This is a genomic window from Flagellimonas sp. B-3 (assembly GCF_056857835.1).
Genome location: NZ_JBSXNW010000024.1, coordinates 1,021,165 through 1,047,115 on the forward strand (window position 1 = coordinate 1,021,165; position 25,951 = coordinate 1,047,115).

Annotated in this window: 15 protein-coding genes; 4 read left to right on the forward strand and 11 right to left on the reverse strand. The window is 41.5% G+C overall.

Features of this window, described 5'->3' with window-relative positions; translation table 11 throughout:
* Positions 1-6 precede the first annotated feature (6 nt).
* From AC13CS_RS17130 to AC13CS_RS17180, 11 genes are all read right to left on the reverse strand, one after another.
* Positions 7-300 carry a hypothetical protein gene (locus tag AC13CS_RS17130; protein WP_482888976.1) on the reverse strand — a complete coding sequence of 98 codons (294 nt, stop codon included), beginning with the start codon at positions 298-300 and terminating at the stop codon, positions 7-9.
* Positions 279-491 (reverse strand): hypothetical protein, encoded by a 213-nt coding sequence (locus AC13CS_RS17135; protein ID WP_482888977.1) that lies wholly within the window; start codon positions 489-491, stop codon positions 279-281. Before AC13CS_RS17135 ends, AC13CS_RS17130 begins: the two co-directional genes overlap by 22 nt.
* Before the next feature lie 105 nt (positions 492-596).
* A complete protein-coding gene (recQ, locus tag AC13CS_RS17140) occupies positions 597-2,681 on the reverse strand; it encodes a DNA helicase RecQ (protein ID WP_482888978.1) in 2,085 nt (694 codons plus the stop codon).
* A 150-nt stretch (positions 2,682-2,831) separates the two neighbouring features.
* The gene (locus AC13CS_RS17145) at positions 2,832-3,689 is read right to left on the reverse strand and encodes a hypothetical protein (RefSeq protein ID WP_482888980.1); all 858 of its coding nucleotides are present in this window, start codon (positions 3,687-3,689) and stop codon (positions 2,832-2,834) included.
* Positions 3,682-4,581, reverse strand: a complete 900-nt coding sequence (locus AC13CS_RS17150; protein WP_482888982.1) for a GyrI-like domain-containing protein — start codon at positions 4,579-4,581, stop codon at positions 3,682-3,684. Before AC13CS_RS17150 ends, AC13CS_RS17145 begins: the two co-directional genes overlap by 8 nt.
* 22 nt (positions 4,582-4,603) lie before the next feature.
* Positions 4,604-5,935, reverse strand: a complete 1,332-nt coding sequence (locus AC13CS_RS17155; protein ID WP_482888983.1) for a vanadium-dependent haloperoxidase — start codon at positions 5,933-5,935, stop codon at positions 4,604-4,606.
* A gap of 10 nt (positions 5,936-5,945) precedes the next feature.
* A complete protein-coding gene (locus AC13CS_RS17160) occupies positions 5,946-9,185 on the reverse strand; it encodes a VCBS repeat-containing protein (RefSeq protein WP_482888984.1) in 3,240 nt (1,079 codons plus the stop codon).
* Positions 9,178-12,525, reverse strand: a complete 3,348-nt coding sequence (locus tag AC13CS_RS17165; protein WP_482888985.1) for a VCBS repeat-containing protein — start codon at positions 12,523-12,525, stop codon at positions 9,178-9,180. Before AC13CS_RS17165 ends, AC13CS_RS17160 begins: the two co-directional genes overlap by 8 nt.
* The gene (locus tag AC13CS_RS17170; protein WP_482888986.1) at positions 12,522-15,827 is read right to left on the reverse strand and encodes a VCBS repeat-containing protein; all 3,306 of its coding nucleotides are present in this window, start codon (positions 15,825-15,827) and stop codon (positions 12,522-12,524) included. Before AC13CS_RS17170 ends, AC13CS_RS17165 begins: the two co-directional genes overlap by 4 nt.
* A gap of 166 nt (positions 15,828-15,993) precedes the next feature.
* Positions 15,994-17,514, reverse strand: coding sequence for a RagB/SusD family nutrient uptake outer membrane protein (locus AC13CS_RS17175; protein ID WP_293165606.1), 1,521 nt, complete (start codon positions 17,512-17,514; stop codon positions 15,994-15,996).
* Between the two features lie 12 nt (positions 17,515-17,526).
* Entirely contained in the window at positions 17,527-20,613 is a 3,087-nt protein-coding gene (locus AC13CS_RS17180; protein WP_482888987.1) for a SusC/RagA family TonB-linked outer membrane protein, read from the reverse strand.
* Between the two features lie 357 nt (positions 20,614-20,970).
* Here AC13CS_RS17180 and AC13CS_RS17185 point away from each other — a divergent pair, with 357 nt between their 5' ends.
* The 4 genes from AC13CS_RS17185 to AC13CS_RS17200 are packed head-to-tail and all read left to right on the forward strand — an operon-like array spanning position 20,971 to position 25,951.
* Complete coding sequence (locus AC13CS_RS17185) at positions 20,971-21,990, forward strand: LacI family DNA-binding transcriptional regulator (protein WP_163624877.1); 1,020 nt, start codon at positions 20,971-20,973, stop codon at positions 21,988-21,990.
* A 23-nt stretch (positions 21,991-22,013) separates the two neighbouring features.
* Entirely contained in the window at positions 22,014-23,885 is a 1,872-nt protein-coding gene (locus tag AC13CS_RS17190; protein ID WP_482888988.1) for an alpha-amylase family protein, read from the forward strand.
* Positions 23,886-23,933: 48 nt separating this feature from the next.
* On the forward strand, positions 23,934-24,686 hold the full coding sequence (locus tag AC13CS_RS17195) for a glycerophosphodiester phosphodiesterase (RefSeq protein WP_482888989.1): 753 nt from the start codon (positions 23,934-23,936) through the stop codon (positions 24,684-24,686).
* Positions 24,686-25,951, forward strand: coding sequence for a BaiN/RdsA family NAD(P)/FAD-dependent oxidoreductase (locus AC13CS_RS17200; RefSeq protein ID WP_482888990.1), 1,266 nt, complete (start codon positions 24,686-24,688; stop codon positions 25,949-25,951). Before AC13CS_RS17195 ends, AC13CS_RS17200 begins: the two co-directional genes overlap by 1 nt.

The following is a 25,951-nucleotide window of genomic DNA, read 5'->3' on the forward strand; positions in this document are numbered from 1 at the left end:
ATCGCGCTATGGGTTGGGCACAATGTGCTTTGCTTCTTCACAATGATTATTCAATATGCCCGTAATAATGTAGTTGTTGTCCTTTTTTTCAAAAAAGAGGTGCCATGTGGTTCGGGAACCAGTATTGAAAAAAGAATAATACGTTCCATATTTTGCTAGTGCACCTGGAGATTTTTTGTGTATTTCCCTCGGAATAGTTTCAATAAATCCAAAGTATTCCTTTTCATACAATACTTTTACCAATTCGTCTAAATACGCAACCACATCATCGGTTACAATTATTTTCTGTCCTTCCACCACGATTTAATCCTTCGGATAGATTCTGCCCTTGCCTCCTCCACGGTATAGCCTTTTTCCCATTCTTTATCAAAATCAAAAGGTTTTTCGCTGCGGTTTTTTATGGCTTCCAAATGTTGCAGTACGGATATATCCTCTATTTCGCGTATCCATGCGATGAGTTCCTCTTTTACTGTAATGGCTTTAGGTTCCATTTTTTATATTGGATTGTTGCTTATAAAGATACTAAGATTTCATGTGAAAATTTCAAACCCCAAGTCCCGTTACTCAGTTGAGCGTTGTGAACCTTTCGATTGTTATCAATTATTGTTTTCCAAAAGATACAGTGCCATTTTGATTTTCCAGTAAGGAATCTGCTCCTCAAAATGCATAAAATAAGGTTTTAACCCTTCAACCTGATCACCGAGCTCGGTTTTGGCGACTTGTATTTTCGTAACCTCTTCTTCGGAAATAAATTGGTATAGATCGATTGGCTTTCCTTCTTCGTGCATTTTTTGAAAATGGCCATAAACGGTATCTTCTTTCAATTCCCGTTGTGTGGCAATATCAGCCACCGTCATGCCTTTTTCAAACAGTGAAAACGAGAGTTCATGCGTACTTTTCTTGGATGCTGCCCAAGCGTTGATAACTTTAAGGAAACGTGTGGCATATTTGTCTTTTTTTGCTTCGCCCACACCGCTTACCTGCATAAACTCGGTTTCGGTTTCGGGGAGTTTGGCTTCCATATCGCGCAAAGCGGCATCGCTGAATACGATATAGGCGGGTACGTTTTCTTCAAGGGCTATTTCAGTACGAAGGGCTTTCAACTTATCGAACAAACCAACTGCTTGTGTTTTTTCGGTTCGTTTGCCCTGGGTTGTTTTTTCTGCTTTTTGAAGTGTGGCGAGCTGGACTTTTCGACCTTCAAATAAAATTTGCTTGGCCAAAGGTGTGAGCAACAAACGTCCGTTCTCGTGAAATCGGATTTCCAAAATACCCTGATTCACCATTTGGATGATATACTGTTGTAAATCTTGCCAAGAGACATCTTTTATTGTGCCGTAGGTTTTTATGTTTTGATAGCCTTTATCGAACACTTGCGCATTTTGCGCACCTCGAAGCACATCCACGAGCATGGTCAAGGCTACCTGTTCCTTTAATCGATACACCGCCGAACAGACTTTCTGTGTCAAAATGGTGCCGTCAAAAAATTGGGGAGGTGTTTTACAGTTATCACAATTACCGCAATTTTCTGAAACATGCTCGCCAAAATAGTTCAACAAAGCAATACGGCGACAACTCAAGGCCTCGGCAAACTGTTGCATGCGTTCCAATTTGGCCAATTGCACTTCTTTTGTTGGGGATTCTTCCATAAACTTGCGCAGCTGTATCACATCGGAAAAACTGTAAAACAACAAGGTGTGTGCAGGCAAACGGTCGCGCCCGCTACGACCAATTTCCTGATAGTAACTTTCTATGTTTTTGGGCATATTGTAATGGATTACCCAACGCACATTGCTTTTATCAATGCCCATCCCAAAGGCAATGGTGGCCACGATTATAGGTGTGCGGTCATTGACAAAGTCTTCCTGTACCTGATTACGGGCTTCGGTATCCATTCCGGCATGGTATGCTTGTGCTTTGAATCCGTTGTTGTTTAATTTTTCAGCGAGTTTTTCAGTACCTTTTCGGCTTAGGCAGTAGATGATTCCACTTTGGTCTGTGCGCTGCTCCAAAAAGCGGACTATTTGCGGAAAGCGGTTGGTGCCCGGACGCACTTCGAGGAACAGGTTTTTCCTGTCGAAGGAGGCAATGTGCCTTTCGGCATTTGTTATGTTGAGCTGCCTTAGAATGTCGTCTTGCGTGGCACTGTCGGCCGTGGCGGTAAAGGCCGCAATGGGAACATTGGGAAAAACTTCCTTTAGTTTCCCCAATTGCGTATATGCCGGACGGAAATCGTGTCCCCAAGCCGAAATACAATGGGCTTCGTCCACGGCGAACAAACTCACGTTGTCCTCGGTTAAAAAAGGCATTAAATGCGGCAGGCTTTCGGGCGCTACGTACAAGAGTTTGATTTCTTGTGCCCGAAGTTTTTTTAGGATTTCGCTCTGCGCTTCGGCGGCTTGGCTACTGTTGTAGAATGTCGCAGGGATGCCGTTGGCCTGTAGGGCGTCCACCTGATCCTTCATCAAAGCAATCAAGGGCGAGACCACGATGGCCGTTCCATGAAGCAGAAGTGCGGGCAACTGAAAACAAACCGATTTTCCACCTCCTGTGGGCATAATGCCCAAAAGGTCCTTTCCTTCTAGAATACTGTTGACAATGGCTTGCTGATTGGGTAAAAAAGTATCAAAACCAAAGTGTTTTTTTAAGAGCTGTAGGCTATGTTGTTGTTTGGGAATCATAACTCCCAAATGTCAAGAATAAAATGAGTAAAAGCAAATTAGGCAATTTATTAAGTGGTGTTGTTTTAGTTCTGTCCTGCCCAAAGTGAAGTATTGAAGCCACAAAAAATATAATGACTTGTATATATCAATACAAATGTTCAGGCCTTTTTAATCGAGCTTTAATTCATAAAGACTTCTACCTCCGTGGTTGTTCTCTTCGTCAGCGATAAGAAGTGTTTTGTTATCCACAAAGCAAACCGATTCAACCTGAGTGGGGGTGTTTAAATCAATGATTTTGATAGATGATTTGCTGAAATCGGGAGCACTAAAATCGGTGAGCAAAAACACGAAACCATAGCTCAGCAGTGCAATGGTGTTTCCGTTAGGGGAAATATCGGCGCTGGTCACCGAGCAATGGTCTTGGTCTGCACATAAAAAGAGAGCTCCCAAAAATTCAGCTTCGTATTCACCTTTTTTATCCGGGACCCTATAAACCAAGGTTTCTCCACTATACGGCCTCGTACGGTTTTTAGTAAAAATGTAGAGGTAATCATTAAGATGAAAAAAGCCCTCGGTATCAAAATATAAACTGTCTTTTTTAGGTGGAAAATCTTTCTGCAGTGGATATTTGAACTCAATCTTGTCGGCATTGGGTTCCTTTTTGCCCATTTCATCTTTGGGAATCTTGTAAATGACCAAATCCTTACGTTCATTGTCATTGTTGCCAAAGTCACCAATGTAAAGGTTGCCATTAACATCTTTTGCCAAATCTTCCCAATCCCTGTTTTTGGCATGGTCTATTTTTAAGGATTCCTTCTCTTCGCCATTTCTGCCAATCTTAAATAGTTTGTCTTTGTTCCCGCTATCCTCAATGACCCAAATGTTCCCATCGGAAGCAATTTCCATCCCAGAAACTTCTTTGAGATTGGATGGAAATTTGGATAAGGGGTCCAATTCACTCAAATAGGTCTTTTGGGCACAGGTTTGGGCCACTATCAGCAAAAAAACGAGAGCAAATTTATTCATTGGATTCTTTTATGGGCATATATACCTCGGTAGTCCATTGTAACGCATCACCACCCATGTTCGGGTTGTTATGGAAAACCTCAATAGGTTTCTTCTCTACAGGGATATTATTTTCATTGGCATGATCCAATAGTGCGTACCATGCGCGGTCGGAAGTGATATAGTTTCCATGGTAAACCGCTTTAATGGCATTTTTACTAAAGATGCGCTTGTATTCAATATCAGGGTGGTTTGGAAGTTTTTCGGAACGGATGATGGGATTGCAGAAGTTATAGGAAAGGCTATTGTTTTCCATGTCCCAATCCAATACTTCAACAAATGGAGGTCCATTCAGTTGAACTTTATTTTGGGCAAGGATACCATCCAAGAAGCTATAGTTGGCCATCATCCCTTTGGCCTTGTTTTCGGGCGTGGTTTTTAGTTTGACGCAAGCACAAAATGAGGAAAATATCTCAGCTTCCCCTTCTATGGAATAGTTGAATCCTTCAAGATGTTCGTTCAGAAAACTGTTGAAGTCCAAAAGCAATTTTCTTGACCCTTTTTCAAAATCGGTATCGGAAAATGGTACAGCAAGCCTGTTGCCAATGGAATTATAGGTATCCTTGATATTTACCTGAACTTCACTCAGCGAATCGTGTACCCGGTCTATCTTCCATTCGTACTCATGAAGAGAATCGTTCACTACAATGGTTTGCTTAAAGTGGCTTGGGTTTATGTACTCCAAAGGGACTACGGAATCAAAACCGTGGTTCCAAGCCTTTACGGTTTCGAATATGGTCCCTGGAATAGCTTTTGTCTCAAAATTGACCTGATAATCCTGGGGCTTTAAAAATAGATACCACAAAACTGCTCCCACCACAAGGGCTAGGATTATTGAAATAATCTTCTTCATAACTAAGGAGCAAAAATACGGATTAGCCTTTTGTCATATCCAATTTGTCCACTATAAATTTCCCAAGGTCCCTTCCTTGCTTAATCCCTACCTCAATGGCCGCTCGGTAATGGATACCGCCATACATTCGGCTCAATGCTGCCTCATCGGATGCTTGGTTAAAAGAGGTGAAGGAACGCACGGGCAAACCGTAGGCTACTTCGGTGTCGTCGTCAAAGGCAAAGTTATCGCCGAAGATATCCGTTAGGGCTACTGCCGCTGCGCCCGATACTACACTGTGCCCACTTGTATATTCTGGGAACGGAGGTGTTTGAAGCACAGGCTCCCAACTGTCATCAATATATTCGTTGATAACTGTTTCTGGACGTATAAGATTACTCCTGTATTTTTCGGCCCAACAGCTAATAAAGCCATCGGCAATGGCAATGGAGGTTTTGGTGTAAGCGTAAACCGTTTTGGCAAAATCCGCACCCGATTTTCTGGATGCTATTTTGGCAATGCCTATCCAGTGAGCTCCCGGGGTAATTTTCTTTGTGGCGAACATTAAATGTCCGCGGGTTACGGAAACATAAGGATTACAATCCCAAAACTGGGCAATGGCTATTTCATCTGATTTGTCACCTTTGCCGATCATACTTTTTCTCACTTCGTAGACTTCCATCACCTCTTCATAAAATTTGGAGTCTTCTTCCATGGAAAATTCTGGTGGCGGGATGGGTTTAAATTGCTGAGCGGAATCAATGGCAAAAGGACGTATTTTATCCCAATGTGGCTCAATACCGTTCATGTAGGCCGGGGGAGTGGGCTGCCAGCGCGATGGATCATCAGAGTCCACGGAGAACTTGGGCATGGTGCGTGTTTCCTTGTAGTTGTCCTTGTTCATCCAGTCCCCGACAAAGTCGGCAACTTCCAAGCCGTATTCCTTGCTGGCATTAAAAACCGTTTCGTTTTTATCCATCCAAATGGTATAGAGACTGTCCCTAAAGCTTTCCATTCTTTCTTCGGAAAAAATTAGTCTTTTGCTAATATCCATGTGAGCGATCAAGGCTGCCATTTCGTAATTGATGTTCTCACTGTTTTTTGGCTCTGGAATACTTTTCAAATCGGTAACCTGCCCCGCCAAGGACTTGTATTTATCGTTTTTCTTGGCTATAATTTCGTATGCCGCAATATTGGAGTACGCAAATATTCTACTGGCCACAGGAGGTGAGAATATATCATGGATCATTATTTCGATCACTTTGTCCACGGATGCATGGAGTTCTTCCGGGGAGACTTCAACGGGTTCCTGTTTTTTTTGACATGATGCCAAAACCAACAATAGTGCTGCGATTAAACTTATTCTTTTTTTCATGGCCTTGCGATTAATCATTGATTTTATAGACTTGTGCTTTATCGTTATTGAATACAGCTAACAAATATTTTTGATTGTTAAGTGTTATTGTTTTTAAATGTCGAATTGATTTTTTGGTAAAATCCAATCCCAATAGGTTGCCCAAAATAATATTGCTTTCACTTTGGATGAGTGCCCCTGGAAACGAATCCAATCTACCGTGATAGGGTTTTACTCCAAAGTAATTGCCGCCAACGAGCACCTCGGTATTGCCGTCACCATCAAAATCATCTATTAAAAATGACATGATTGGAGCTACTTGAAGCTCATTTTTAAAGGGGACAAAAACAAAGTTGCCGTCATCATTTCGCAAATATCCCGATTTTAATGTATTGACCTCCAATAAGGTTGATGAATTCAATACATCCCCTCCGAATATTTCTTCCATGGTGTCACCGGCAAAAGATTTGTATGTAGTGTATTTCTTTTTCAAATACACCATTTGTGATGCCAAGCCATCCAATGTCTCCAAAGGATAATAGTTGCCATTTTTCTCCATGGCCGTTACCGTTTCGGTTTGACCGTTATCATCGAAATCGTTGAAATATAATTTCATCGTATGTTCTTCTGAAGCCTTGAACTTGGAGTTAGTGCCCCAGTTGCCAAGAAGGTAGTCGGTGTCCCCGTCCCCATCCATATCAAAAGCCTCGATGGTTTGCCATAGTCCAGAAATGTTAACCTGCTCTACTTGGGTAAAAGAACCGTTTTGTTGCTTTAAAAACTTGGGAGGCATCCATTCTCCCACCAAAATAAGGTCGGTATTTCCATCCCCATCAAAATCGCTCCAAATGGCATCGGTTACCATTCCTTTGGAAAACTCATCAAAATTTGTGTTGACTTTAAATTTTCCATTCTCATTTTCGAGCAGATAAGAATTGGCTGGCGCTCCAAACTTGGCGGTAATCGTGTGTCCGCCAATAAAAACATCCAAATCACCATCATTGTCAAAATCAAAAGGTTTTACAACGGATGAATTTTGATAGAATTCTGGCAGTTTTATATGTTCAAAAACAGTATCCTTTTGAACATAATAGGCATCCAATAATGGTTCGGATTTTCCATAAAAGTCACCGCCCCCCGAAGTTGTGATCAAATCATTTTTTCCATCACCGTTAAAGTCAGCGATGGTTGCCGAAACATTTTCTTGAATGGAATCCTTTTGGAGACTGTCGAACTTTTGCTTTATAAAGATTGAATCTTGTTGCACAAAAATTTGCGAAGGCTCGTATTTGGAGCCTCCAAAGAAAATGTCGCCCATTCCATCCCCATTTAAGTCACCTATGGCCAATGCTGGACCTCTATCGGATATTTGATAGGGAATCAGCTTTTCGCGGTTAAAATCGGTGTAATTGTCCTCCGTATGCGTAAAATCCAAACCTAGGTTGCCGTCGACTGGACTGAACAACGGTATTTTAGTTTCTCGAAGGGAATGGTAATCAAAAGGTCTAGTGTTTTTTGGTGCTACCGTAAGCGTTTGGTTTACGGCTACATTTTTTAATACCTGATAGGTCTTATCGGGCCATATGATTTTTAGGGAATCAATCGCCTTGGCATTTTTAAAGCCAAAATGTACCATCGGTTCGGAGGATGCCTGGAAACCTCGGGTAGGGAACAATTCTTTGAATTGTAGGTTACCATTTTGATAGGAATAAACCTTGGTTCCAATGCCGAAAATATTTTTTTCGGTGTAATTGAACTTCAGTTTTAAGTAATTGCCCTTGTCGTTCGTTTTGTTGATATACAAGGATGCGGGCTGGTTGATGTTGTTCGTTACCAAATCCAAATCCCCATCATTATCCAAATCGCCCATGGCAGTTGCACCAGAGACCAAGGTGTCCTTGGCAATCCATTGTTCGGACATATTCTCAAAATGAAGGTCTTTACCTCCTTTAAAGACATAATTATGGACATTGCCCGAGGGCATTAGTTCCAGAGCTTGTTGATCTACAAGCTTGGTATTGTCCATCTTTTGCTGGATCTGATCATTGGAAACAAATTTGATGAAATCCAGGTCGTTTGGCCTTTTCGGAATCCCATTGGAAATAAACACATCCTGTTGCCCATCTTGGTCATAGTCACCGAAAAGGGCACTCCAGCTCCAATCAGTGGCCGCAATGCCGCTCATTAATGCGGTTTCCATAAAGTTTCCATCGGGCTGGTTTACGAACAACATGTTACGTGTAAACTGATAATGGTACCCAAAACGGTCTATTCGCATTTTTTGGGTCTGGATATTATCATCTCCTTCGGAAGATTTTAAGGCCACTTCGTCTTCGGGAAGCATATCCAAGGAAAGAAAATCCGGTCGGCCATCATTGTTGATGTCGGCCACATCGTTGCCCATGGAAAAGCGAGAGGTATGACCAAAATATTTTTTTAGGCTTTCGGTAAAAGTGCCATCGCCATTATTGAGGTAATAATAATCGTCTTCATGAAAATCGTTGCCCACATAAATGTCGGGGTACCCATCTTGATTAAAATCGGCAATGGCCAAACCTAGCCCATAACCATTGATACCTCCGTAAATGCCGGCTTCTTCACTAACATCTTTAAATTTTCCATTATCGTTGCGCAATAGTTTGTCCCCCGTTTCATAACGGCGTTCGTACCTTAGATCAAAACGGCCAAAGGAGTTTTGGGTGTGCACGGCATGGTTGAGCAAGTACAGGTCAAGGTCTCCATCTAGGTCATAATCAAAAAAAGCTGCATTGGAACTGTATGAATCAAAATCCAGCCCATATTTGGCGGAACTTTCGGTAAAGGTATTGTCGCCATTATTGATATAGAGCTCGTTGAACCCGTTAAACCCGTTGATGCCCACTACGGCACAGACATAGATGTCCAAAAGCCCATCGCCGTTTACATCGGCCATTGTGGTTCCTGTATTCCAATCACTGTTTCCTTGGATCCCGGCCGAACTGGAAATATCCTCGAATTTAAGATTGCCTTTGTTGAGGTAGAGTTTGTTTTTGACTTGGTTTCCGGTAAAGAAGATATCGGGCAGGCCATCGTTGTTGATATCGCCTATGGATACACCACCCCCATTGTAAAAATACAGGTAATCCAAGATGCTCAAATCTTTGGAAGAAGTAAGCGTATTGGTAAAATCCACCCCTGTTTCCTTGGGGGAGGGATTTTCAAAGAGACTACCTTCCTTTTTACAGGAAATAACCAATGCTGAAATAAACAATATGATGAGAAACCTATTCATTTAAGGCAAAAATCTTTGGTTTTTTGTTGTTGATGGCTGCAATTACGTAAGTTTTGCCATTTTTATCCTTGAACTGTTTCAAATATTTCACTTCGTCCCTGACCTTGAATCCGCTGGTCTCATAATCTTGCCATGTAAAACCCAAATTGCCATCCCCTAAAAGAAGGTTGCCCTGGTTTGCATCCAATCGGGAAAACTGGGGCTTAAATTCGTAATTGTTCCCTGCCATGATCAAATCTAGATTGCCATCATTGTTCACATCGGTACAGGTAATATCGCACACGCAGGAAAGCTGAACGCGTGGAGGCAGGTTTTTGATGGTAAACTCTCCCCCGCCTTCGTTGATTGCAATTACCGATGCTGATGTTTCCACTTTTTTTACAATGGATTTATTCATCACTTCCTCTGGGAAAAGTTGATGGATGGTCCTGTGGGCGTAATCTGATGCCTTTAGGTTTTGCTTCTTAAGCGAGGGCAATTGCTCGGTAAGCTCTCTTTTTTGATGAATGGGATAATCGCCGCCGTTTTCTTGCATGGTAACAATTTGCTCAATGGTGCCGTTGTTATCGTAATCGTTGATATACATCTTCATTGGAGCATATTCCGTTGGCTTATAGTGAAGGTTTAGACCTTGGTTGCCCAAAATAAGGTCTTGGTCGCCATCGCCATCGAGGTCAGCAGTTTCCACGGTGTTCCACCATCCATAGAGACTATCCAACGAACTGGTCATTTTGGATAACCTTCTGCCTGTGTTCTTATAGATTTTTGGTGTATCCCATTCTGCGGTTACGATCAAGTCCTTTTTGCCGTCCCCGTCCATATCTTCCCATTTGGAGTCGGTTACCATTCCAGCGTCTTTGAGGTCGTAGCCCAACCTTTCGGTTACATTGTTAAAGGTACCGTCTCCTGCGTTTTCCAACAATAGATGGTCGGGAGATATCCCATAAACGCCCACAACACTTCGAGAACCTATAAAAAGATCCATATCTCCATCATTGTCGTAATCTTGGGGAGATATTGTGGATATGTTTTTGAATGTTGATGGAAGTTCGTTTTCCGATTTTAAAAAGTTTCCGTTTCCATCATTCAAGTACAAGCGTGCCCTATAATTTCTTTCCATTCCTACATTGTTTCCACCAGAACCTACAACCAAATCGAGGTCACCATCACCATCTGCATCAAAAAATGCTGCTGCTACATCCTCAAACGCTTTGTCCTGTTCAAAAGCTGTTGTTTTCTTTGGGGTTACTTTGCCATGTCCTGTATGTAGGTAGAGGGTTCCAGGTTGTCCTTTGGCCCCTCCGATGAAGAAATCTTCGTTTCCATCACCATTTATATCGGCAACGGCCAACGATGGACCTTCTTGTGATAGTTTATGGGAAATCAGTCCTTCGTAATCAAAATCGTTGTATCCATCCTCTTTATGCGCTGCTACCAAATCGGTATCCAACTCGTTAAAAAAGGATTTTATTATTTGTTTTTTGGGAATTGTATAAGTTTCTGTGGCATTGGCATGGTCTAATGTCAATACTTGATTGACCTCTACATTTTCCAATTTTTGGGTTTTTTTATCGGGCCAAACAATGCGAATGGAGTCCAGTTTTTCAGATTTGCCCAAACCAAAGGTCATATCGTACTGAACGGATGATTGAAAACCTCTTGAAGGAATCAGTTCTTGGTTTACAATGTTGCCATCAAAATAGAGTTTGGCCAAAGTGCCCACTGCAAATGGGTTGTTTTTTGGCCCCTTGAACTTCAATTGGATGTAATTGTTGTTCAATTGCGATTCGGTATTGTTTTTATAGATAAAGGCTGGTGTGTTTACATTGTTGATCACCAAATCCAGATCGCCATCGTTGTCCAAATCGGCATAGGCAGCACCATTGGAGCGGGAGGGTAGCTCAAAGCCCCATTCCTTATTGGCATTTTTAAAGGTGATATCGCCGTTGTTTTTGTAGGCGTAATTGGGTTGTGGTTTTATGGGCATTTTATTGATGATGGAATCTATGGATTCCTTTTTGCCCGTCAAGGCCATTTTTTGGACTATTTCGTTGGCAAAAAAGTCCACAAAGTCCAAATCGGTAAGGTCGTGGTTGATACCGTTGGTAATGAATATGTCCTTGAGGCCATCATTATCCATGTCGAACATGAGTCCTGCCCAGCTCCAGTCCGTGGCATCAATACCGCTGTAATAGGCCACTTCGGAGAATGTGCCGTTTCCGTTGTTGAGTTGTAAGGTGTTTTGGATGTATTGTTGACCAAAATCTTTACTTTGTTTTAAATCAAAAACATTGTATCCTTCAAATTCCATCACGGATTTTACCCTGGATTCTTCTTCGGGCAACATATCGGTTATGAAAATATCGTTATGCCCATCGTTGTTGATGTCGGCAATATCGATTCCCATGGCGGAAAGGCTCAGATGAGAGGTCCAATCTTTGATTTCTTCGGAAAATGTACCGTCTTTTTGATTGATATAGAGGTAATCCCTTTCGTAAAAATCGTTGGAAACATAAATATCAGGATAAAGGTCGCCGTTAAAATCCGTGACCAGCACACCAAGTCCAAAACCTATCAAACTGCCGTAGATTCCTGCCTCTTCGCTTACATCCACGAATTTACCGTTGTCGTTGCGCAAAAGCATATCGCCCACACCCTTGAAAATGTCGGGGACGCCTTCCCAATCCTGTGCCCTCACTTCGCGCTGCTCCGCATAGCCAAGGCTGCTTACGGGAATGTTGCTGTTGTTTAGAATGTAGACATCGAGGTCACCGTCTTTGTCGTAATCAAAAAAGGAAGCGTGTGTTGAAAATCCCGTTTTTGCTAGATTATATTCTTCGGCTTTTTCGGTAAAGCTTAGGTCGCCGTTATTAATATAGAGGTCGTTGTCGTGGTTGTTTCCCTCCATGTTCCCGGCATTGGAGACATAGATGTCCAGCAGGCCATCGTGATTGATATCTACCATGACCACGCCTGTTGACCAAGGTTTATTACCCAAAACACCTGCACTTTCGGAGATGTCCTCGAACTTCATATTTCCTTTGTTCAGATAAAGCCTATTGGGCTCCATGTTTCCTGTTAGGTAAATATCCTGAAGACCATCATTGTTAATGTCGCCAATGGCCACACCCCCGCCATTGTAAAAGTTACGGTATTTAAAAATATTGAAATTTTTCTGGTTTTTGACCTTGTTGATAAATGTAACGCCAGTTTCCTCTGGTTCCAACAGGGTGAAAAGTGGTTCTGCTTTCTTTTCTTCCTTTGATTGGGCAGTTTCTTGGTTGTTACATGCCATCAAGCTTATTAGTAGAAGGCTTGTGCTGATATATTTCAGTTTCATTTATCGTTCTGTTTTTTGACCAAAAAAGTGGGGGCATCATTGTTCATTGTAATAATGAACGCTTCTTTCCCATTGATAACTATTTTTTCAATTTTTCTGGCTGCACCGGAAATTCCCAAGTTTTGCTTCCAACTCACATTTCCCTGATTGTCATTTTCAAGTAAAAATCCGTGTGAAGCATCCAATCTACCAAGTTGGGTGCTTATCTCAAAATTATTGCCGACCATTAATATTTCATTAATCTTTTCTTTATTGTTTTTTGCCAAGTAAATATCGTTTACGGTAGAAGATTGCACTAAATGTGGCAATTGTTTTTCTGTAAAATTATTATTGCCATCATTTTCAAAATAGGAAGTGCTGAGCGTGTACACTTTTCTTTTGGTGGCTTCTTCCAATTTATCTTTTCCAAAAAGATCTTCCAAAGAGGCTTTTGCAAAATCTTTGTAGAAGAGGAATTTTTTGTTTAAAAATGGCATTTGTTTGGCAAGCTCATCTTTGGAGGCAAAGGCGGTTTCGCGATCCCCGTGAAAATGGGTTACTACAGTTTCAATGGAGCCGTTATTGTCAAAATCGTTAATGTAGAGCGTTAGGGGTTTTTGTAGGGATGCACTGAACTTTGTATTGAGCCCCCAATTGCCCGCGAGGATATCCAAATCTCCATCATTGTCCAAATCGGCCAATTCAACAGTGTTCCACCAGCCGTTGGTGTTGCTAAGTCCGTTGTTTTTTTGTGAAGAAAGTTGTTTTCCGTTGTTCAGGAAGATTGTCACCGGTGTCCAATGCCCGGCTACAATAAGGTCTAGGAATCCATTGCCATCAATATCTTTCCAAACAAAGTCTTTTATGTTTCCAACATTTTGAAGTTCCGGTGCAAAGGAGTTGGTCACTTCTTTAAAGCTTCCTGTACCATTATTCTCTAAAAGGTATTGCTTGGCTTTTGCCCCAAATTGTGTTGGTACTGCGTTGGAAGCAATACATAAATCCAAATCCCCATCATTGTCAAAATCAACGGCATCTATTTTGGATGCGTTGACTTCAATCTGTGTTAAGGTATTCTCTTTTAAAAGCCGACCACCATTGTTACGATACTGCCTGGGTTGTAGCGGTTTGCCAGTGGTAAATTCGTTGCCGCCACTGACCACTACCAAATCAAGGTCGCCGTCCGTATCAATATCCGCAAATACATGGCTAGTATCTTCATTGATGGCATCTTCTTCAAAAATGTCATTTTGATGTTCTTTGAAATTGCCTTCAGCATCTTGTAAATAAAGTTTTGAAGCCTGTTTTTTGCCCCCACTGATAAAGATATCATCCAATCCATCGTTGTTGATATCCCCAACGGAAATTGATGGGCCTTCATTGGAATAGGCAAAGGGAATGAGAGGATTACGGTCAAAATCGAGTGTTGTATATTCTTTATGGACAAAGTTCAAATTACCTGATGAGGTATAAAAGTTGGCTGTTGACCCTCTATCTTTTTCTGCAAAATAGTTTCCAGATGCATCTGAATAAGACAGTTGTAACACTTGGTTGGCCTTTACATTTTTAATAGTTTGAAACTTTCCTTGAGGCCAAATAACTTGAACGGAATCAATTATGGAATCTTTGCCAACACCAAAGTTTAGACTATTGTCCTTGGCCGACATAAATCCACGGGTAGGGATGTTTTCTTGAACCGATTTTCCGGTTTTACCGAATACAATTGCTTTTGCACCAAGGCCGAATTTATTTTTAGGGCTCCCATCAAATTGGATTTTAAGATAATTGTTGCCCTTTAGGGTATTTTCCATGATAAAGGCGTCTTGGTTTACATTGTTTACCACCAAATCCAAATCGCCATCATTGTCTAAATCGGCATATACACAGCCGTTGCTATAGGAATCTATTTGTGGTCCCCAAGTAGTTGTAACATTTTTGAACTGCGTTCCTCCTTTATTTTTGTAGAAATAGTTCTGTACTTTTTTCTTGGGCAAACGGTCAATAAGTTCCATATCCTTGTCGGACAAGCCTTGTTCTATGTTTTTTTGAATTTCCTCATTGGATATATAGTTGATGTAATCCATATCGTTGGTGACGCCTTGTATTCCATTGGAAATAAAAAGGTCTTTGAAACCGTCGTTGTCATAATCGGCAAAAAGTGCTCCCCAAGACCATTCCGTAGCATCAATGCCACTTAAGTTGGCAATTTCCCCAAAGTTTTTACCATCCAAATTTAAATGTAGTGCGTTTGACATGTATTGAGGTGCAAAACCATTCTTTAGATATTGTTGATACACGGGGTAGGGATGTTCCAGCCCAGATGTTTTATAGGCTTCCAAATCTTCTGGAAGCATGTCCAATGATAAAATATCGGAAAGGCCATCGTTGTTAATGTCCGCTATATCATTACCCATGGAAAAGTGGGTGGTGTGACCGAGCTTTGTATCATCTTCAGAAATGGTTTCTTTAAATGTGCCATCTTTTTGGTTGATGTAGAGGTAATCGTTTTCAAAAAAGTCGTTGCCGATATATATGTCGGGGAATCCATCGTTGTTGACATCGCTTATGGCAAGTCCCAATCCATAGCCAATGGTACCTTGGAATATTCCAGCTTCTTTGGAGGCATCTATGTATTGGCCATTTTCATTTTTAAACAGAATATCGCCGGACATGGAATCCACTATTTTTCGTTTGGAGCCTTTTCCATAAGAGCGGTTTGGATTTACGGAATGGTTCATTAAGTACATATCCAGATCGCCGTCCAGATCATAATCAAAAAAGGCTGCTTGGGTGGAATATCCTATAAAGTCCAATCCATATTTAGCCGCTTCCTCCTTAAATGTTGGGATACCTTGTTCGTTATTTCCTTGATTGATGAAGAGGAGATTTTGACCTCGAATGGATTCATGATCTCCGACTTTGCATACGTATATGTCGAGAAGACCATCGTTGTTGACATCGGCGTGGGTGACTCCGGTGGTCCAACCTGTTTTGTTGATTGTTTGCGACGGAGCGGTAACATCTAGGAATTTGAAATCACCTTGGTTTAAGTATAATCTGTCCGATTCTTGGTTAGAGGTAAAGTATAGATCCACAAGGCCATCTCCATTGAAGTCCCCTGCTGCAACACCTGCTCCGTTATAAAAATAAAGGTAGTTTAGGATATTGAGCTCCGGGGTTTGTTTGAGTTGATTTTTGAATTTTATCCCTGTATCCTTGGAGCTTTTTAAAACAAACAGTTTGTTCTGCTTGTTTGTATTACAACTTATCAAGGTTAACAGTAATAAAAAAATAATACAGAGCTGTCCTCTCATTTCTTTCATCGATAGCCGGGATAATATAACTATTTACTCAGTATGTTATAAGGTGTAAACGATTAATATTAACCTAAGAAAAGACTAATATTTGATTAATATATGTTGAGTTAAAAAGAAAAGACCACCGATCGGTGGTCTTTTCATATATAAAAACAGCTTAAACTTTGAATTATTAGTAGCCTGGGTTCTGAACCAAGTTAGGGTTAGAAATAATTGCTGTAGCAGGAATAGGGAACAAGTTTTTAGTGTCATCCCCAGAAACCTCTTTGTAAGACCATGGAGTGGTAAACTGTCCAAAACGGATTAAATCGTTTCTTCTCCAAAGTTCACCGTAAAGCTCTCTACCTCTCTCATCAATAAGGTCTTGTTCGGTAACACTTCCAAGAGGTGTTGCATCCCTAAGTTCCCTAAGCTCATTTACCAATGTGGTTGGGTCGCCCCCAGACCTCATTTGGGCCTCTGCTTTCATAAGAAGGGCATCTGCATAACGGAACACTACTTTGTGGTTGGCGAAGGCACCATTGGCCGGGTTGTATTTAATTACTCGAATACCAGTTCTTTCGTTGTTGCCCAATAGCCCTGGCAATTCTTTTGTGTACACCAAGGGGGCTCCTGTCCTATCGGTATAAGGGTTTCCGTTGGCATCATATTGTTGACCGATCAAGAAACCGTTACCGATACCAAAGTTGGTACCGTCCGTTGGCACAAATCCTCTACGCTCTTCTTGTCCCGACCCTGGAGTATTGATGTTTGGATCACCTTCGAACAAATCGTAAAATTCTGCAATGGTGGTAAACCCGTTCCATCCACCTGCCTGGTCAGGTACGACTTGATTGTAGTGCAAAGTGTTCCAGATGTTCTCACCAACTCCTGATGTGGTAAACCAAATGGTTTCAGTGTCCACATCATCGGTAAACAGTTCAAAATAACCTTCTTGCAAGGCAAAACCTTCAGCTGCAATATCATCTACCAAGCTAATTACTTGTTGCATATCGGAGGTTTCTGGGGTTCCGGTACCTGTAAAAATATGCTTGTTTAAGTAGTATTTGGCCAAAAGGAACATGGCAGAAGCTTTGGAAGCTCCGACCAAATCTTCACTTGGCCCTATAGATGGTAGGTCTGGTATTGCTTCTGTCAAATCTTTTACAGCAAAGTCGAAAGCTTCTGCCCGGGTCATAACCGTTGGGTTAACATCTGGGCCTTCATCTGGTGTTCTAAACGGCACCTGACCAAAAAGGTCTATCAGCCAAAACATGCTGTAAGCTCTTAAAAACTTGGCTTCTGCAGCTTGTTGAGGTGTTGGGTTACTTCTACTGTCAATAATGGTGGTAGCGTTATACACATTACTGTTTTGATCGTTCCAAGTATTTTTTACCCTTTGGTGTGTTGGACTCCAGGTATGGGAATGCAATGTTCTCCAAACCCCGTTATCTCCCCAATCTGTACCACGGGTAGGAACTACAAACTCATCTGTACTTACTTCTGCAAGTGCGTACAAGTTTTCTTGTGTTTGCAGCTGCCCCCTTACTGAATTGTAAAGTGCAGTAAGGCTGGCACCAGCTTGGACTCCAGTAAATTCTCCACTCAAGTCGGTGAAGATGGAATCTGTCTGTTCAATTTCCAGATCTGTACAACCAAACATCGCCAATGCGATTGTCCAGATATAAATTTTATTTAGTTTGATAGCTTTCATAGAATAATTTTTTTAAAAAGTTGCACTAATACCTAATGTAACTGTTCTAGATCTTGGGAAAGCGGTATAATCGATTCCCAAAGATGGTATGTTGTTCAAAGATTTTGGTACGTTAACCTCTGGATCAAGACCTGAATAATCTGTAATGATAAACAAGTTTTGGCCAATCAAGGATAAACGCAAACTTTGTAAGGTTCCATCTCCGCTAAGTGGCACGTTGTAGCTTAACGAGGCATTTTGCAATCTTAAGAAGTCGCCTTTTTCCAAAAATCTTGTTGAGACATCGGCAGCATTGGCGTTGGACTCACCGTTGGTAAGTACATCTTGCGTTACATTTTTACCTACACCGATAATACCGGCTGTAAAGTAAGCGTTTTGTGTGTTGTTGTACACATAGAAGCCGTACTGTCCAGCAAGGAATGCGTTGAAATCCCAATTTTTATAGGAAGCACTTGTACTGATACCCAAGTTAACTTTTGGCAATGCACTTTTTCCAACAAACTCCTGTACATCCCCATTTGGATATACAGAGATTCCGTTTTCATCAAATCCACCAAACTCTCTTAAGTAATAAGAGAACAATGGTTGTCCACCGGCCAACAATTGAGCGAAAGCTCCGGTAAGTCCGTTACCGTTGATTTCACCTGTTTGAATTTGTCCATCGAAATCCTCTACCATGTTATCGTTGTAGGCTACGTTGAACCCAAGATTCCAATTGGCATCTTCCATTTGGATGATATCGTAGTTCATGGAAAGTTCCACACCTTGGTTAATTACTTTGGCATCTAAATTACCAAAGTAAAATGGTTGAGGTGAAGGCTGTGCCGCCTCTTGCTGAAGTAGCAAATCGTTTGTGGTTTTATGGTAAAAATCCAATGTACCGGAAAACCTGTTGTTATTTATACCAAAATCAAGACCGATGTTGGCTTGTGCTGTCTCTTCCCATTTCAAATCATCATTTGTAAAGGATTGTATCGCAAGTCCCGGTGCATTGATATTCTGGTTTTGATCGATGCCAATACCTGCAAATCGTTGCCTTACGGTAAAGTTACCATATCCCAAACCTTCTTGGTTACCTGTGATACCATAACCTAAACGAAGCTTAAGAGTAGAGAAAGTATCTCCAATAAAATCCTCTTCATTCAATTTCCATGCAAATGCACCTGAAGGGAAGTAACCATATTGATTATTTGGTCCAAATCTAGAAGAACCATCAACTCTTAATGTACCAGTAATAATGTATTTGTTGGCAATGGAATATTCGGCTCTTCCAAAGAAAGATTGTAACTCGTCGGTAGAATCAAAATAGTCTCCCGCAACAGCACTAATGGGAACACCTGTAGGACTAGCTACATTAAAAGTTCCAGGTTCGTCAACAAACAAACGATTTACAAAGGTTCCAGTGTTGTTGTAACCGAATTGTTGGTATCTGCCATCAAGTTGACTTTCTATGGTCGAAGTGGCAGTCCCTAAATCGGAAATCATTGAGTTTAAATCGGTAGATCCGAATCCCAATCCTGTTATATTTTTACCTGCTCTTTGGTAGCTCTGGAAAGAGTAACCAAGTAAGGCGGTCAACTTAGAATTGTCGAACTCCTTGTTGTAACTAAGGGTAACATCTAGAAGCTTACCGGTTACCTCCACAGTACTTAGAGCACCTTGCCCTTGTCCAGGAGCGTTGCCAATACCGGTTGATAAAGCAGATTGAACCTGGTACTTTTCTGAACTTGAATCATCGTAGCCAACAGCAACTTTGGCCTTCAATTCATCGGTAAGACTGTATTCTGCGGAAACGTTCCCCAAAAATCTATCGGTGTGGGTCACATCATCGTAATAGTTCAGTAGTTGGAGTGGGTTGATTTCACTACCCCCGGTAGAAAAGCTTGTTCTTGCCGGCCAAGTAGGATTGGCAAAATAAGCAGCACCGAGCAAATCCCCTGTAGAACCTGAGTTGTTGCTAATCGCTCCGCCATCATCGTTGATTCTTGAAACGGTTAGGTTGGCATCAATCTTCAATTTGTTGTCAAAGAATCTTTGAGATGCATTGATCCTACCTGTTAACCTTTCTTGTGCATAGCCTTCTACTACACCAAACTGTTTTCCGTACCCAAAAGAAGCACGAATGTTTCCGCTCCCGTAATTTTTGGCATAGGAAAGGTTTTGGTTTTGTGAAGCCACGCTTCTAAGGATGATGTTCTGCCAATCGGTGTTAGACCCAAAATCCAAAGCATTGGGATCCCCTCCATATTCTGGCAGTGCAGTCAAGAACTCGTTTCTGTCTAGAAGGTCAAAAGTTTTTGCGGGCGTTGAGTAGCTTAGGTTTGATGTAAACTCAAACCTTCCCTGTCCTGTTTTACCACTTTTGGTGGTAATGATCACAACACCGTTCGCACCACGGGAACCATAAATTGCCGTAGCCGATGCATCTTTCAGGATACTGATGCTCTCAATATCGTTAGGGTTAAGGAAGCTCAATGGGTTTTTGGAAGAACTTGTTCCGGTACCAACATCAGCCCCGCCTGCGGAAGTGTCCTGTCCTGTAAGAGGCATGCCATCCACAACAAAAAGAGGGTTGTTATTGGAACGAACAGAACTTGTACCTCGAATCCTAACATTAATACCAGCACCTGGCTCACCACTACTTTGAGTAATTTGTACACCAGCTGTTTTACCTTGAATCAATTGTTCGGGAGATGAAATAACCCCTTGGTTAAAATCTTCCGAAGTAACGACCGCAACGGCACCTGTAGCATCATCTACTGTAGTTTGCCCATAACCGATAATTACTACCTCGTCCAAAGCCTGTGCGTCTTCTTCCAAGGTTACATTAATGGAGGATTGTCCATTGACGGCAATTTCTTGGGTCTTGTAACCAATGTAGCTAAAAACCAATGTTGCGGCATCCTCAACATTGTTAAGGGTATAGTTGCCGTCAAAATCGGTCTGCGTACCATTGGTAGTACCTTTTACCAATACGCTTGCCCCTGGCAACGGCCCATTCGCATCCGAAACAGTACCTGATACTGTCTGAGCTTTCGCCATCCCAAAGCATAAAAATGCCCCAAGCAACAAAAAGCTTCTTAGTAGCGTAATTTTCATAAATAATTAATTTAAGTTTAGTTAATTTTAATTCAAGTGTTAAACATATATAAAAAAAAGGTTAATCTAAATTTAACTATATTGCAAAACACAACGAAAACGGTTTCGTGTTGATAACTTTAAGAAGTGTATTTTTTACAAAACTTAAACAACTTACTTGCTTAAATCTTAAAAAGTGTGTTCATAATTACGGATTCCGCAATATTGCTACTAATATAACATTTTTATTCTTTGATTGAGGCAACTAATTCAAGAAGTGGTTTTTTAAGTGGTTGTTTTGTTTTTGTTAAAAAGTGTAATTTGGTCAGTTACTTATTTTTATTTGAGTGTATCCCAAAAGCATAAATTATCTATCCCTTGAAATCAAAGATTACCTTAAAAGATATAGCCAGAGAACTCGAAGTATCCATATCAACGGTTTCCAAAGCACTCAAGAACAGTGAGGAAATAGGTAGGGATACCAAAGAAAAGATACAGGCCTTTGCAAAACTGTACAACTATAAGCCCAATAACATTGCAATAAGCTTAAAAAATAAGCGTACCAAAAATATTGGGGTTGTCATCCCGGATATTGTACATCATTTTTTTACAACGGTCATTCGGGGTATCGAGAAATATGCAAATGCCAGGGGATATAACGTTATTGTATGTCTTTCCGAAGAATCTTTCGACAAGGAAGTCATTAACATGGAAATGCTCGCCAATGGCAGCATTGATGGCTTTATAATGTCACTCTCTTCCGAAACACAAGAGAAAGGCGATTACAATCATTTAAAAGAAGTTACGGAGCAAGGCATTCCCGTGGTGCTTTTTGATAGGATCACCCATGAGGTGGAATGTGATAAAGTAATCATTGATGATAAGCTGGGCGCTTACCAGGCAACAAAAAAGTTTATCGATCAGGGAAAAAAACGAATAGCCCTGATCACTACGGATGACTATTTGAGCGTTAGCAAGGCCCGCACCAAAGGGTATCTCAAAGCATTGAAAGAGAGTCCCCTTGGAATTGACGAATCCATGATATTGAAAATGCCTTCAATGGAAATGGACGAAGAGGCCATAAAAACCTTTTTGGACAATAAGGAACCGGATGCCGTTTTGTGCGTAAATGAAATCTTTGCGGTGTGCGGTATGCGATTTGCACAGAAAAAGGGGCTAAAGATACCAGAGGATATATCTTTTATAGGATTTACCGATGGGGTACTGTCCAAATATGCCAACCCAAGCCTTACTGTTGTGGCACAACATGGAGAAAAAATGGGCGAAGAGGCCGCAAAAATGTTGATAGATAAAGTAGAGAGCGAAGCGGAGGAAGAGACCTATCAAACCAAAATCTTGGAACCCACCTTGGTAATCAGGGATTCTATTGCACATTGATTTAAGAATCCCTTCTTTATGGTATGAAAACAAATGGGATACTGACTTTTTTTATTGTACTCACCGTGTTATCTTCATGTAAGCAACAAACCAATCAAAAGTCGACCCCTCCACCAATGAAGAAGAAACAAGTAGTCTACCAGGTATTTACCCGTCTCTTCGGAAACACCAATGCTACCAACAAGCCTTGGGGTACCATCGAAGAAAATGGAGTGGGCAAGTTTGCCGATTTCTCGGACAAGGCCCTCATCGAGATTAAAAATCTGGGCGTTACGCATATTTGGTACACAGGAGTTCCCCACCATGCCGTAATCAACGACTATACCGCCTACGGAATTTCGAATGACGACCCAGATATTGTCAAAGGAAGGGCGGGCTCTCCCTATGCCGTTAAGGATTACTACAATGTAAATCCCGATTTGGCCACAGATCCATCAAAACGGTTGGAAGAATTCAAGGATTTGATTCAACGAACGCACCAAGCTGGCCTAAAAGTTATCATCGACATTGTTCCCAATCATGTGGCGAGGAATTATAAAGGAATTACCAACCCCGAAGGCGTGGAGGGTTTTGGAGCCTCTGATGATACATCCAAAGAATATGATGTAAACAACAATTTTTACTACATCCCCAATGAAGCATTTCAAGTGCCTGAATGGCAAGATGGATATTTGCCTTTGGGAGGAGATAAAAATAGGTTAATGGACTCCAAGTTTGAAGAAGTTCCCGCAAAATGGACAGGCAACGGCTCTCGACTGGCACAACCTCATTTTAACGACTGGTACGAAACCGTAAAAATCAACTACGGAGTTCGTCCAGATGGAACCAAAGACTTTGAACAATTGCCCGAAGCATACCGTCAAAAAGATTATAAGGCCCATTACGAATTTTGGAAAGACAAGACCCTGCCGGATTCTTGGTACAAATTTAAGGATATTGCCCAGTATTGGCTGGATTTTGGTGTGGATGGTTTCCGTTTTGATATGGCCGAAATGGTTCCAGTAGAGTTTTGGAGTTACCTCAATTCCAACATCAAAATGAAAAACCCAGATGCCTTTTTGTTGGCCGAAGTTTATAACACAAGTTTGTACCGTGATTATATTCATCAAGGTAAAATGGATTACCTCTACGATAAGGTAGAATTTTACGATAGCATCAAACATATAATGAAGGGCTACGGATGGACAGACCACATTCCTGTAGTGCAAAAAGGAATGGCCGATATAGAGCACCACATGATCCACTTTCTGGAAAACCACGATGAGCAGCGTATCGCCAGTCCCGATTTTGTGGGAAATGCCCAATTGGGAAAACCCGCCATGGTCGTTTCCGCTACCATAAGCACCTCGCCCATCATGATCTATTTTGGACAAGAAGTTGGTGAACCCGCAGAAGAATATGCCGGATTCGGCAAACCGACCCGGACCTCAATTTTCGATTACATTGGAGTGCCGCACCATCAACGATGGGTCAACAACAAAAAATTCGATGGCGGTCAATTATCGGAAGAGGAAAAAAGTTTAAGGGATTTCTATAAACGACTTTTGAATTTCACTATAAATAGTGAAGCTTTGATGGGCGGGTATCAAGAGATTCATTTTTACAATAAGGACAACACGGAAGGATACGATCACCGAGTGCTTTCCTATGTGAGATGGTCCGCCGGGGAAAAACTAATTATCCTATCCAATTTTGATGGACACAAACACTATTCCTTCGACTTTAAAGTTCCCGAAGATGTTATTGCCAAATGGCAACTACCGGATGGGGAGTATCCATTGACGGAAGAGTTGTACGGAAAGGTTAAAAAGAAGATGTACGTTAACAATGGACAAGGCCAGATACACTTGGAATTAGAACCGCTTCAATCCTATATCTTTAAGGTAGGAAATTGATGTTTTTCGTTTGCAAATCGTATTTTTAACCATCAAAACCAACCCAAAATGAAGAAAAACTTACTTGTAGCTCTTACAGCTGCCCTGCTTTTAACCAGTTGCGAAATGACAAAATCAAAACCATTGGTGATAGGCCACCGAGGAGCCATGGGCCACGAGACCGAAAATACTTTGGCATCGGTTCAAAAAGCGATGGACCTTGGCGTTGATATGATAGAAATTGACGTGTTTAAAATTGATAGCGGAGAAGTCGTTGTTTTTCATGATGAAACGGTGGATAGACTGGCCAATTCCGGCGGAAATATTGAAGAATACAATATTGTTCAACTAAGGCAACTCACTTTGAATGGTGGACACAAAATCCCAATGCTCCAGGATGTGTTAAAGCTTATGAACAATCAGGTTGCTCTAAATATCGAGCTTAAAGGTGCCGGAACAGCCGATAGAGTTAATCATATTGTCAACTATTATATCGAAAAGGAAGGGTGGAGCCCCGAAAACTTCGTAATTTCAAGTTTCAAATGGGATGAGCTCAAAGCCATGAGAGCGAAAAACAAGGATATAAAAATTGCGGTTTTAACATCAGAAGACCCTTTGCAGGCATTGTCTGTGGCCAAAGAACTGAATGCAGTGGCAATAAACCCCAATTTTAAAACACTTACCAAGGAAAACGTAGCAAAAATCCAAGCAGAAGGGTTAAAAGTATACACATGGACGGTAAACGCACCCGAGGACATTCAAAAAATGACTGGGTTCGGGGTTGATGGCATCATTACCAATTATCCGGAACGTGTGAAATAATGTTAGACGTCATAATTGTAGGAGGAGGCGCAGCAGGATTTTATGCAGCAATTCAAATGGCGGAACTTTCGCCAGAACTGGACATTGCCATTTTTGAAAGAGGCAAAACCGTACTTTCCAAAGTAAAGGTTTCGGGAGGCGGCCGTTGTAATGTGACCCACGGAGAGTTTTCACCTAAAGAATTGGCAACGAACTACCCAAGAGGGGAGAAGGAGCTTTTGGGTCCGTTCCATAAATACGCTCCAATAGATGTTATGTCCTTTTTTGAAGCGCGTGGAGTCTCTCTCAAAATAGAAGAAGATGGTCGCGTATTTCCCAAAAGTGATTCTTCCCAGAGCATAATCAATTGTTTGGTAGGTGAAGCTGAGCGATTGGGTGTACAAGTTTTAAAAAACAGCGCTGTAAAGGCAATAAGCAAAACCGAAGAAGGCTGGCAGGTAACTACCATGAACAAGCATTATCAAACCACAAAACTGATGCTGGCCACAGGCAGTAACCCTAAAATATGGAAACAATTGGAGAATTTGGGCCACCATATTGTTTCGCCTGTACCTTCCTTATTCACATTCAATATCAAGGACAAAAGAATTCAAGGCATCCAGGGCATAAGCACCAATGCTACTGTTGAAGTAATGTCCAAGAAAACCTTCAATACGGACAAAAAATCGTTAAACCTAAAAAGTAAGATTAAGGAAGATACCGTACTTTATGCCGATGGTCCACTTTTGATAACCCATTGGGGTTTGAGCGGCCCCGCCATTTTGAAGCTATCCGCTTGGGGAGCGAACATCCTGCACGATTACAATTATTCTTTTAGAATAAAGGTAAACTGGTTGCCCGATTATAGCACGGAATCCATGGAGGCCTACCTTAAGCAATTGAAAGGCGTTGAAGCTAAAAAAACCGTGATGCGTACCAATGTGACCGAACTCCCAAAACGGTTGTGGAAGCGTTTGGTGGAAGCGGCCGAAATTGAACCTGAAGAGCGCTGGGCAGACATGAGCAAAGGACAATTGCAAGCCTTGGCGAGGCAAATAACGGCTTCATCATTTAAAGTAGAGGGGAAGAGCACCTTTAAAGAAGAGTTTGTCACCGCTGGTGGAGTGGATTTAAAGGAAATCAATTTTAAGACTTTTGAGAGCAAATTGCACCCCAACCTATACTTTGCTGGTGAAATCATCAATGTAGATGCCATTACCGGTGGATTTAATTTCCAAAATGCATGGACAGGAGCGTACATTGCCGCACAGGCCATTGTTTCCTAA

Bases quoted from the DNA above. Each gene is read 5' to 3' on its own strand.
- AC13CS_RS17135 (WP_482888977.1), bottom strand. From the start codon at position 491: ATGGAACCTAAAGCCATTACAGTAAAAGAGGAACTCATCGCATGGATA.
- recQ (WP_482888978.1), bottom strand. From the start codon at position 2,681: ATGATTCCCAAACAACAACATAGCCTACAGCTCTTAAAAAAACACTTT.
- AC13CS_RS17145 (WP_482888980.1), bottom strand. From the start codon at position 3,689: ATGAATAAATTTGCTCTCGTTTTTTTGCTGATAGTGGCCCAAACCTGT.
- AC13CS_RS17150 (WP_482888982.1), bottom strand. From the start codon at position 4,581: ATGAAGAAGATTATTTCAATAATCCTAGCCCTTGTGGTGGGAGCAGTT.
- AC13CS_RS17155 (WP_482888983.1), bottom strand. From the start codon at position 5,935: ATGAAAAAAAGAATAAGTTTAATCGCAGCACTATTGTTGGTTTTGGCA.
- AC13CS_RS17160 (WP_482888984.1), bottom strand. From the start codon at position 9,185: ATGAATAGGTTTCTCATCATATTGTTTATTTCAGCATTGGTTATTTCC.
- AC13CS_RS17165 (WP_482888985.1), bottom strand. From the start codon at position 12,525: ATGAAACTGAAATATATCAGCACAAGCCTTCTACTAATAAGCTTGATG.
- AC13CS_RS17170 (WP_482888986.1), bottom strand. From the start codon at position 15,827: ATGAAAGAAATGAGAGGACAGCTCTGTATTATTTTTTTATTACTGTTA.
- AC13CS_RS17175 (WP_293165606.1), bottom strand. From the start codon at position 17,514: ATGAAAGCTATCAAACTAAATAAAATTTATATCTGGACAATCGCATTG.
- AC13CS_RS17180 (WP_482888987.1), bottom strand. From the start codon at position 20,613: ATGAAAATTACGCTACTAAGAAGCTTTTTGTTGCTTGGGGCATTTTTA.
- AC13CS_RS17190 (WP_482888988.1), top strand. From the start codon at position 22,014: ATGAAAACAAATGGGATACTGACTTTTTTTATTGTACTCACCGTGTTA.
- AC13CS_RS17195 (WP_482888989.1), top strand. From the start codon at position 23,934: ATGAAGAAAAACTTACTTGTAGCTCTTACAGCTGCCCTGCTTTTAACC.
- AC13CS_RS17200 (WP_482888990.1), top strand. From the start codon at position 24,686: ATGTTAGACGTCATAATTGTAGGAGGAGGCGCAGCAGGATTTTATGCA.